The sequence below is a fragment of the Limnofasciculus baicalensis BBK-W-15 genome, from assembly GCF_024178385.1.
Classification (GTDB): domain Bacteria; phylum Cyanobacteriota; class Cyanobacteriia; order Cyanobacteriales; family Coleofasciculaceae; genus Limnofasciculus; species Limnofasciculus baicalensis.
Window position 1 is genome coordinate 2,383 of record NZ_JAMZMM010000152.1, and the last position, 11,580, is coordinate 13,962.

Genomic DNA, 11,580 nt, shown 5'->3' on the forward strand with positions numbered 1-11,580 from the left:
TTGAGTCGGTTTCAACCGACTTTAGCTATCAGACAGAGAATTTATTCTCTGGCGGGTTTTCGGGTTTATTTTCATTACCGCCAGTGGTTAAAACCACTGTCTCATAGCTCAAGTCAGTTAAAACTGACTGAAATATGGAAATTGAGTCGGTTTCAACCGACTTTAGCTATCAGACAGAGAATTTATTCTCTGGCGGTTTATTGGCTTAGTAATTCTGGGGCAAAATCTGAATTAAAATTAAAGAAAAAACAATTTTCATTCAAAATTCCCCTTTTAATCCCATTCAAAGTCACCCTGAAAAAAGGCGATTTAGCGGGATATCCTACTCATCAAATTATTGGCATAAAATCGCCATAATATCTCAAGACTAGACAAACATCATCAGGTCAAATTCGCTGCTCTACAGCTTAGTGCTGCTTCTATTATGAATTATAAAATTTCAAGACAAATCATTATCCATTTGCGTCGATACATTTTCCATCAGGGTAACAGTAAAAAATGGCGGTTAATTAGTTTAGCGCTTACCCTATTAACTTGGGGTTATTGGAGTCAACCTGTACGGGCTGAGGGAACTGGGCAAATAATTCTTCCGGGTGGGAATAGATTCCTAACTGAATGGCGGGAAGATAATAGCATTCTAAATCCACCTTCAAATTCAAGCACAGCACCTCTAAGCTTTGGTATTCCAAGGCGAACTATTCTGCAAGTTTATGCCAAAGCTGGTGAGATAATTAATGTGGGATCGAGTGCGATGGGGGAAAGTGGCAGCCCAATGGATGCTAACCGGGTGGGTAATGGGCTGATATACAGGCCAGGTGTTAATATCGATACAAATTTTGGTACGGATAGTATCAATCCTGCAACTAATCCGGATGTTTTAATGAACTGCGTTCAACAGCGGATTAACCTTAATGACTTGACAAGAGGGAAGATTACCACTCGCGCTCAGGAAACAGCCGGACCATTGCCTGCGGCCGGAGGTTACAATCCTTGTACCTACATAGCCACTGCTGATGGCATTTACACAGTTGTTTTCACCGGACCTAGAGGACGATATCGTGAGGGGGAACCTTCGGGGATTTTTCCTCTCTCACTAGCTCCTACCATTTTAAACGGAACCACACAATTAACCGGAGTTGCTGGTTGGGATATTACAGTAACTGCAAATGGGAATCCTGTAAATGGTCGGGTTTTCACCAATTATTTAGCGATATTAGCAGGAGCTTTTCAAAAAGTTAATACTCAGATTTATGTCGCTACCAAAGACGGTTATCAATACCGTGCTAACATGACAGATTTAGACCCAGATGGAGCTATTTTATTCTCGAATAACCGTGGGTTTACGAAAGGCAATACAGCCATCTACAGATCTATTGATACAGCCGATCTTAACTCAGGAACTAGTTTCCAAAGACCCAACTTACCAGATAGCGGAACTGATTTTACCAACAAAATTTTCTTTAATCCACCAGATCCAGATGCGATTGCAGCTTTGGCTAGCCTTGGGTTTGCCTCCGTACCTCAAGGCCCCCTTAAGTTTACAAATTTTCAGTTTCTAGGCTGTGAAAATACCCCAAATCAAATGGGTACTTTTATTGAAAATGGCGCTCCTCCAGATCCAGACAATCCAACGTGTCTATCAAATTATAGAGGTGGTGGGACATTTGGCTTTTTCAATCCCAATACTACAGCAAAAAGCTATACCCTCAGAATTGATATTGATGGGAATGGATCGTATACCGATCCAAAAGATGTCATCCTACTGGGTACTGCTCCTGGAAGCTCAAATGTTACTCAATTCTGGGATGGGAAAGATGGAGAAGGTAACCCCGTACCTGCTACTACTGTACCCTTGAAAATTGACTTAAGGGTTAATGCAGGGGAAACTCACTTCCCGTTTCTGGATGTAGAAAATTCAGGTGGGGTTAGTATCTCCCTCCTGAATCTTCCTGGCACACAAGCACTTACTTATTACAACGATTCAATTTTTGACAATATTCCTGGACCAGGAAAACCACCAGGAATTCCCAACCCTGATAATCTCCTCAATGGTGCAGACAGTTCAAGTACACCTGTTCATATTTTTACTGGTGGTGGTAATTTTGGTAACAATAAAGGGATGGATACTTGGGTATTTGTCCCCTTCCCTGGACTTGATACTAACCCAGAAATTTCTCTCATCCAAGCCGACTTAGCTATCGAAAAAACTGTTAGCGCAGGAGCGATACCTCCAGCAAAAACCATTCAAGTATTCCCTGGAGATCTAATTACCTACACTCTAACCGTAAAAAACAATGGACCAAGCGATGTACCCGTTGCTACACCAGCGAATGTAGTTGATACTATCGATGCCAATATTATCGGAGTAAACTGGACTTGTACTGTTCCAGCAGCCCAAGGAAGTTGCGGTGCAACTAGTGGTAGTGGAAATGCAATTAATACAACTGTTGTCTTGAAAAACGGAGCAACAGCAACCTACACAATTACAGGAACAGTTTCCCCAACAATTGCCATTAATACTATTCCCAATACATCCCAAGTTTTGCGCGGCAATGATGTTACAGATCCCACTGACCCAAATAGAATAGGTGCAGGTAATAATACCAGTAATGCAGTAATTACAGTTGTAGTTCAACCCAAAGTATTAAAATCAGTAAGATGGGCAGAAGATACTGATGGTTCCGGTACGCCAAGTATCGGTGATATTTTGGAATACACTATCCGAACTAATAATCCCAGCCCCACTTTAGGGATTGCCGATACAGTAGTTAAAGATATTATTCCCGCCGCCCTGCAAGTATTACCAGGTTCGGTACAAGTAGTAAATAATTCTCCTAATAATCCAGCTTTGACAGTTGCACCAAACATACCAGAATTCGGCACAGGAGATCCAAATAAGCCCACAATTCTCACTACTCCAGGTACTTTAGCAGCAGGTGGTAGTGCCACAGTTACCTATCGCGCCAGAATTCGACCAGGTGCAGCAGGAAGCTTGGAAAATCAAGCAGTAGTTAACTTCAATGGTGATAATGGCAGGCCAGCTTTAAGCGATGCCGCAGATACTGTAACTGCTCCTGGCGGTACTGGAAGCTCTCAGAATTCTGGTTTTCCAGGTCCAGGTGGCGACGTACTACAACCCGCAGGAGTGCCAGGTGCTTTCAATCCAACTATTATTAAGCTTTTCGACTTTGTGACACCAACTGGCACAAAGTCTGTACGTTTGGCAAGCGATTTAGATGGCAATGGTGAAGTTTCCAAAGGAGATATTCTGGAATATACCATTACTTATATTAACTCTAGTCTCGGTGCAGCAGTCACAGATTTTATAGTTACAGATAAAATCGATACCGCTTTAGTTGAATTTGCCGGAGGTTACAGTTTTACACCAAACAATGGCGGTACACCACCAGATCCTGCTGTAGATATTGTTACTACAGTTAAAGGTAATCCTACCTTTAACGGTACTACAGATGTTAACCTCACCAATCCCATTAATAAAGGTAAAATTGGTGCATATCGGGGTGAAGTTATTATCAAATACCAAGTTAAAGTAATTGGACCACCCGATGCTCAGATTGTCAACCAAGCTCAAGCTACTTCCTCTGCCGGAACTTTACCTCTATCAGTAACAAATGCAGTATCTGGTCCCCAAGAAATACCTCAAGTATTTCCTGGCGATAATGTAGAGACAGGAAATGTACCCACGGAACCTACTGATGACGAACCAACTATTGTTGTAATTAAAGGAAGCGGCACTCCTTCATTCCGTTTAGTGAAACGGATTACTAATATTTTGCGCAATAATACACCCCTAGCTGGAGTTAATTTTGGCAACGTAATTAACGATCCCAATGATGTGAGTGACGATTCCCCACTTTGGTCTAAACTTCCACCAGTAGGCGTTTTTCAACTAGAAAATGATGGTGGTGTTCTCCCTGGAGATTTAGTAGAATATACTATCTATTTCCTCTCTGATGGTACAGATACAGCTAAAAATATTAGAATTTGCGATGCTATTCCAGAAGGAACAGTTTTTGAACCAGATACCTTTGGTGCAAGTCAAGGAATGAAGTTACGTTTCGGCGCAGGAGAAACCAATCTTACCAATAATTCAGATTCGGATCAAGGACGATTTTTCTCAATTTTGGAACCTGCCACCAAGCCTCCCTGCCCTAGCGATACTAATCCCAATGGCTCGATATTAGTTAATGTTGGAAATATCCCGGCTTTTGCACCCAATAATACTGGATTCATCCGCTTCCGAATTAGAGTGAATGATTAGTTTCGTAGGGTGCGTTATGCGCAAGCTAACGCACCATTCCGATTATTAAGCAGCCCACATTCCTTAATACAAAACTTCGACTTATCCTTGAGGTAGGGTGAAGGGTATGGATATGAATAAATGTTTCTCTTTGGGGTATGCTTCGCCCTGTTTTCTGCGTGACGACAAATTATGCAATAAATCCCAAGTTTTATATCCTATTAGCAATTAGCCATTAGCAATTTTAGCCAACCAATTGTGTTACAACTGGCAACTTGGGTTACTCTCTATCAATTTCTACGGGACTGACGGGGCTCGAACCCGCAACTTCCGCCGTGACAGGGCGGTGCTCTAACCAATTGAACTACAGTCCCAATTCCCGAGCCGTATACAATCATTACTCGCTTTTCTGATTTTGTCAACCCCTAACGAGAAAAAATTTTTAGCTTTTTTCCCCTAGTATTGTGCAGGTTGGGTCGAGGTACTAGTATTGTGTAGGTTGGGTCTCGTACCTCGACCCAACAGCCATCAACGAAGTTGGGTTTCGCTACCGCTCTACCCAACCTACGACAGATAGAGGTTTTCTCTAAATCCTATCGATTAACCATTATCCCGCTCCAGCGCCAACTCAATCAACTGATTCACCAAATCTGGAAAGGGTACACCTGTCGCAGCCCATAGTTGGGGATACATACTCGTAGCCGTAAATCCAGGCAAAGTATTTATTTCATTAATCAAGACTTCCCCAGTGGCTTCCACATAGAAAAAGTCTACTCGCCCCAAACCAGCCCCATCCACAGCAGTAAACGCTGCCAGCGCCATATCCTGAATCTGACTAGTAACGCTATCGGGGATTGCCGCTGGAATAATTAAATCTGCCAAACCCGCTGTATACTTAGTTTCATAGTCATAGAAATCACTTTTAAAAGTAATCTCACCCACTACCGAAGCTTTCGGATTGTCATTTCCCAAAACCGCACATTCCACTTCCCGCGCCACCACACCAGCTTCGACAATAATTCTGCGATCGTAACTTGCTGCATTATCCAAAGCCGCTTCTAACTGAGATCGCGATCGCACTTTAGCAATTCCCACCGAAGAACCCAAATTCGCAGGCTTAACAAAACAAGGGTAGCCCAAATTTGCCTCAATTTCATCAACAAGTTTCGGAAATACACAAGGATTCGACCAAACTTGGGCACGATTAACCGCCATATACTTAACTTGGGGCAATCCAGCCTGAGCAAATGCCATTTTCATCGCAATTTTATCCATCCCAATTGCCGAACCCAAAACACCCGAACCCACAGCAGGAACCTGGATTAATTTCAGTAAACCTTGAATTGTACCATCTTCCCCATTAGGACCGTGGAGAATTGGGAACCAAACATCAACATCTGTGACATCAGGCGGAAACTGCCACAAATTACCACTACCATCTGATATTAGAGGAGTGCCCGACTCCAAAACCTGTTGAGCAACAGTTACCCCTTGCCAGATCCCATCTTTTTGGATATAAATGGGTAATACTGTGTACTTTTCCTGATTTTGCCCAGCCATCAAAGCCTTTGCGATCGCTCGTGCCGAACTAATCGATACTTCATGTTCGCCCGAACGACCGCCAAACAGCAGTCCCACCCGTAATTTTGTCATCTTGCAATCGAGTTTAGAGTTTAGATTAATCTCAAATAATACTAGAAGGATAAAGGATGAAGTATGAAGGATGAAGGATGAAATAAAAAATAGTTTCCCCCAACTCCCTACTCCCCACTCCCCATTCCCCATTCACTTAAGCGCCCCCTGTGGATAAGCAATCCGCTGATGATTGTACTGTTGCCAAACCCTGACAAACACCCGAGCAATAGTTGACAAATCCTCTCGGGTTAGCCCACAATCAACCAATTGATTGTCCTGCCAGCGAGACTTAAAGATTTTATTGACCGTCCCCAGCACCATTTCCGGTGTAACATCCTTAAGACTCCGCAGTGCAGCTTCACAAGCATCTGCCAACATAACAATACCCGTTTCGCGGGATTGGGGAATCGGTCCATCGTAGCGAAAATCAGACTCATTGACTGGGGACTCTCCTTCATTTTGGGCTTTCTGTTGCGCTTGGAAATAAAAAAAGGCAATTAATATTGTCCCCTGATGTTCGGGAATAAAATCGCGAATAGCTTTTGGTAACTGATGCTTGCGGGCAATTACCAATCCTTCTGAGACGTGCTTTTTAATAATCTCAGCACTTCGCCAAGGATCGTTAATTTCATCGTGCTTATTAGGATCGCCCATTTGATTTTCAATAAATCCCAATGGGTCGTGCATTTTCCCAATATCATGGTATAATGTACCAGCTCGAACTAGTTCCACATTACAGTGAAGTTCCCGTGCCGCAGCTTCTGCAAGGGAAGCCACAAATAAAGTATGTTGGAATGTACCCGGTGCTTCAGTAGCTAACCGCTTGAGTAGGGTGCGATTGGGATTAGATAATTCTGCCAAACGAATTGGTGTTACCAAGTCAAACAGTCGCTCCAGATATGGAGATAACCCCAGTGCTACTACACTCCAAGCCCAAGCAGCCAAGCCATAAACAGTTGCTCCAGGTAGCACTGCATACCAAACTGAACCCGCACTAGCACTAGAAATCAAATTGAGCAGTAAATTAACGCTTCCTTGGGTTAATCCTACTACACCGCCCAGCACAGCCAACTCCTCGCGCGATCGCATCCGCCCCGCCATCATTGCCCCAACTATACTCCCAGCCGCGCTAGCAAGTAAATATTCCCAACTCACCTCCATACTAAACTCTACCAATCCAGTGAGGAGAGTGACAACAGTTAGCCCCAAACTAGAGCCATAAAAGCTACCCACTAATAACCCAATTGCAGGTAAATCTGTATATAGTACACCAAATGTGCTGAGTAACGGTGTGGTTAAGCTTAACAATAACAGCAAAATATGGTCGCGCCGTCTCAGACGGGGATGGCATTGTCGCTCCACTAACCAAACAATGGTAACTGCGCCACTTACGAGAGTACCAAATCCCAGTAGAGCAGTCCAATTAATCTCGCGATGGCTCAAACCAAAATAATCCAGTAACACAAAATCTGCCTGAGTGATTTCTTCGCCAGCTTTGACGATGACTTCCCCCTGCGCTATAGAAACCATCACAGGCTTTACTGCTTGGGCGGCTTGCTCTGCTCTGCGTTTAGTTTGCTCTTTATTTTCTCTTAAATTAGGTTGCAAGATGTTGGTGAATATCTGTATGACTACAGGTTGAGCCTCAATAGGGACAAGGGAACTTATTTGAACTTTAACTGCTTCCTGTAAGATATCAGAGGGTAGTCCTGGTGGAATCCCTTGAGCGAGGATGCGATCGGATGCCTGAGTAATGCCTATTTTAGTTTGCTGCCACTGGGGATCTGATAGATTGAGAAATGAGCTATCATAGTGATGGTAAGATTCAGTAGCCGCCGATTCAGAAAGTTCCCGCAAGGCACGATTGTAATTTTGACGAGAAGAAGCGATCGCATTAATCAAATCTGAGAATGCTTTGGTGGAGGAGTTATGGCGGTAATTTTCTAATTCCTGCACTGCTTGGATGAAGGAAACATTCAGCGATTCACTATTTTGGGTTCCATCGAAGGAGTTGCTTTGGGTATTATTATTGCTAAAAGCAATAATTGCTTGCCATTCCCATTCCTGAATTTGGCGTAGATACTGCTGAGTCGAGTCTGAAAGTATGGTATTTTGGATAAAAGGAAAGGAACCGCTCAGTTTTCGCAATTCTTCCATCTTGCCCAAAGAGTGGTGGAGATTTTCCTCAATGTCTTGGGTGATAGACTTGTCAATTCTTAAAACAGGAAACGATCCGGTAAGAGCTTCCTTACGCTTGTCTTCAGTAGTTTTGGTATCCTCGACGCTGGCATTGAAGGGAGCCTTGATGGTTTGGGGAGCAGCTTTACCGACATCGAGCTTGGGTTGATTGTAAAAGCGGTTCCCCATTACACTCGTTAGGGAAACTACTGCTATTACCCACATCACAGGGGTTCTTTCTTTACCTTGTCGCCTCTGGTGCTTTTGCCCTCCACCGTATTTAGAGAGTAACCGATAGAGTTGATGTTGTTTTAGCCTATCAGTTGGGGATGGTGTAGATGATAGCGCTATTTTCGCTTCGCTAACCGCCTCATGGGTTGGAGAGTTAGGAGTCTCTGTACCGATAGTTGATAAAATACTATCTGTGAAGCGTTTTTGCGATCGCTCTTTCTTCTCACCCACAAATGCTTCCGATACCCTCAATAACAGCCAAGTGCGAAGCTCCTCAGATTTTCGATACAATTGCGCCAACGAGTAAAGGGTTTTCATAGTGGATGAATTGCCATTTGATCTGAGCTTTAGCACCTGATTGAAACCTACCAAAACTTATTATAAGCTGTCACGCCTTTAATTTGTATATCTTATTTGTATACCTTCACACCCCACACCCCGTTGTCTAATAACTATAGCCGCATCTATATCAGGATCTGCTATATGACGACAATCCTCACAAACAAATTTTTCCTTTTCAATCATTGGTACACTCGATATCTTTAATTTTTTCCCAATACTCTACTCTTAATTTTTGGACTCTTTCTGTCGCCGCTTGGCGACTGTACCATGTTTTTTTTACGAGGTAGTTCTAATTTCTGTAAACAGCGACACATAGCAGCACGACTCACCGAATGTCCAGTCTTTTGTGCAAATAATTCACACAACTCTACCAAAGTGGCATCTGGATGCTCTCCCACCATTTCTCTGACTTCTGTTTCCCGATTAGTTAGATAACTGAATTGCGGTTTTCCCCTCGGCTTTGGTTGTAAAGATCCCTCAAATCGTTGTTGCTTTACCAGTTTTTGAACTAGACTTTTACTAACAAGAAATCGGGTGGCTACTTTCCTGATTGACATCTTTTCTACCAAGTGTGCTGCCACTATTTTTTTTCGGAGATCGACTGAATATGCTTTCATTACCTTTGATTACAGAATGATGTTCATTTTTTTTATTGTACCGCATAACAGCGGTTTTCGCAGTAATGAGGTACACTTAATTGATCCTCAACATTTAAGCAATTGGTTTGTTAATTTCTGCTACTGTACCTCGTAACAGCGGGAACCGCTGTGTCACAGTAATCCCCCATCGCTGGAAAGGTAACTTGTCGATAAGCGTCAAGTCTTTCCCGTATTCTCAAATTATATTGAAGCCGTAACATTTCCACACCCCACATACCGGAAAATTACTGTATTTAGACTCAAAAACCTTGCAAATACGATCTCGACTGAATCGCACCTGCTCCTGCCACAGTTACCAGATTACTCAGCTCTATTTCACTAATATCCGAAACTCCAGACCAAACCGCAAGGAGGCGCGATGCAAGTTGTTGCCGTTTCTGCCAAATATTACTCCTCTGTGCAGCTACGCGCCAAGCCACTGGAATACCCATCATGCTATTATAAACACCGGATAATATACCTGTAATAGCAGCAGTCATTTGGGGTTGGTAACCACTTCTAATTGCACGGGTGATGCTGATGCGAAAATCTTCTGGATTATTCAGAAAACAGTAAAAGGCTAAGGCAATTGAAGTATTGGGGCAATTCTTTTGCTTAATTTGATTACTTTGTAGTCGTCGCAGTTGGCATAAGGTTGTTTCTAAATCCACTCTCTGCTCTAATAGGGTTTGTACCTCTTCTAGTTGTTGGATTAGAGGGGTTTGAGACGATTTTAGCTTGGTGAGGATGTGGGGAATTAAGGTAGCAAGGTTAAGGTTTTCCGTTAGGGTAAGTGCGATCGCTAAACCAATCGCATATACTCCCGCAACCTCCTCGATATCGGATAACCAAATTTCTGCTGCTTCCTGTAGTTTTTGCTGTAACGCGACGGGATTTTCATGGAAGAATAGTGCGATGGGCAGGGTTGCGATCGCAGTTTCGTTGCTATTTGCTTTTCTCTTTAAGTACGATAGAGATTCATTTACCTTTCCTGCTTCCTGTAACCAGTCTTCCTCATCAAGAGTGCCGCAGCGAATTAAGCTTTCGATACTGCTATTGGCAATCTCACTCCAATTGGAAATAGTTTTTTGGGAGGTAGTTGAGCTACTATCTTTGTTTTGGTTAGAGAATATGTTGATATTTTTCAGATCTACACTATTTCCAAACACTCCGCTATTTCCTGGACTGCTGCTTAATATTTCCCCTACTAAACTACCCAATAATGCTCCACGAAACCGACTTAAAAGTGAGTACTGCATCAATTGCTTCTCGCCGATTTTCTCAAAGTATGGAGTAGAGCTTGCAATCCTAATCGATAACTTTCAGCACCAAAGCCACTAATTTGTCCAACCGCGATGGGAGCAATAAATGAATGATGTCGGAAAGATTCCCGTTGGTATATGTTACTGAGATGAACTTCGACTACTGGCAGAGCCACCCCTGCCAAAGCATCCCGCAGCGCTACACTGGTATGGGTGTATGCTCCTGGATTAATCAAAATCCCCTGATGTTTACCTAGGGCTTCTTGAATGGCATCGACTAATACTCCTTCATGATTGGACTGGATTGCTACAATGGCACAATTAAGATGAATCGCCTCCTCTTCTAGAATGCGATCTATCTGAGCTAAAGTAACAGCCCCATAAATTTCTGGCTCTCGGAGTCCTAGGAGATTCAAATTGGGACCGTGCAGTACCAGAATACTTAAAGGACTCTGAGGGTTATTAGACACTTTAATGCACTACCGACGACGACCTGGTTCGTTAACCGGGATGGGAATTAGTTCTGGTTCCGGCTCTTCTTCCGGCCCCAAGAGGGTTTCAATGAGCTTCCGTGCCCATTCTTTCAATTGTTCCAAAACTTTTTCTATATAATCCATTAAACAGAAATCTCCTATGAGACAGCCTGCGTTTTTTTGTAAACAGTGCTATGTGGTTTCAGAACAGCAACTTGCTCCTACCAATCAATTGACAAACGTAGTCAGTTAAGACTTAGGCTGGTAACCACGGCTTCAGTTTATTTGCTGAGAGCCACATGTCTTTAGACCGGGGTTGCTTACACTAAATATTCTAATCTCAAATGTCTCAATCTGACAAGAGACAAAATCTGAAAAATTAACTAATCTGACCCATAAACGAATATCAGCAACTCCTCCTAGAAGCTATTCGACACAGAAGGTCTCTCAATCGTGAACTTTTATTAGGGTAGCACAGATAACCAAAGTATTGCAAAGTCCGTGGGGAGTGGGGAGTGGGGGGAGTTTTGAGTTTTGAGTTTAAACTCCCCCTTGTCCCC

Annotated in this window: 8 protein-coding genes and 1 tRNA gene; 2 read left to right on the top strand and 7 right to left on the bottom strand. The window is 43.0% G+C overall.

Translation table 11 applies throughout. The annotated features are described in order from the left end of the window. Together NJ959_RS15665 and NJ959_RS15670 are read left to right on the top strand one after the other, a co-directional pair. Window positions 1–357, top strand: a 357-nt coding sequence (locus NJ959_RS15665; RefSeq protein WP_254012673.1) for a hypothetical protein, incomplete at its 5' end; no start/stop codon positions are given. A 67-nt stretch (window positions 358–424) separates the two neighbouring features. After that, complete coding sequence (locus tag NJ959_RS15670) at window positions 425–4,282, top strand: hypothetical protein (protein WP_254012674.1); 3,858 nt, start codon at window positions 425–427, stop codon at window positions 4,280–4,282. 279 nt (window positions 4,283–4,561) lie between these two features. Here the strand turns inward: NJ959_RS15670 and NJ959_RS15675 are convergent. The 7 genes from NJ959_RS15675 to NJ959_RS15705 all read right to left on the bottom strand — a co-directional run bounded on the left by NJ959_RS15675 (window position 4,562) and on the right by NJ959_RS15705 (window position 11,164). Then, window positions 4,562–4,635, bottom strand: a tRNA-Asp gene (locus tag NJ959_RS15675). Between the two features lie 226 nt (window positions 4,636–4,861). Continuing rightward, complete coding sequence (locus NJ959_RS15680) at window positions 4,862–5,914, bottom strand: D-alanine--D-alanine ligase family protein (protein WP_254012675.1); 1,053 nt, start codon at window positions 5,912–5,914, stop codon at window positions 4,862–4,864. Window positions 5,915–6,046: 132 nt separating this feature from the next. Beyond that, complete coding sequence (locus NJ959_RS15685) at window positions 6,047–8,623, bottom strand: HD family phosphohydrolase (RefSeq protein ID WP_254012676.1); 2,577 nt, start codon at window positions 8,621–8,623, stop codon at window positions 6,047–6,049. Between the two features lie 224 nt (window positions 8,624–8,847). Next, a complete protein-coding gene (locus tag NJ959_RS15690; RefSeq protein WP_254012677.1) occupies window positions 8,848–9,264 on the bottom strand; it encodes a helix-turn-helix domain-containing protein in 417 nt (138 codons plus the stop codon). A 281-nt stretch (window positions 9,265–9,545) separates the two neighbouring features. Next, window positions 9,546–10,544 (bottom strand): ADP-ribosylglycohydrolase family protein, encoded by a 999-nt coding sequence (locus tag NJ959_RS15695; RefSeq protein WP_254012678.1) that lies wholly within the window; start codon window positions 10,542–10,544, stop codon window positions 9,546–9,548. After that, a complete protein-coding gene (gene aroQ, locus NJ959_RS15700) occupies window positions 10,544–11,017 on the bottom strand; it encodes a type II 3-dehydroquinate dehydratase (RefSeq protein WP_254012679.1) in 474 nt (157 codons plus the stop codon). The genes NJ959_RS15695 and aroQ overlap by 1 nt, the downstream gene beginning before the upstream one ends. Window positions 11,018–11,026: 9 nt before the next feature. After that, on the bottom strand, window positions 11,027–11,164 hold the full coding sequence (locus NJ959_RS15705; protein ID WP_254012680.1) for a hypothetical protein: 138 nt from the start codon (window positions 11,162–11,164) through the stop codon (window positions 11,027–11,029). Window positions 11,165–11,580 lie beyond the last annotated feature (416 nt).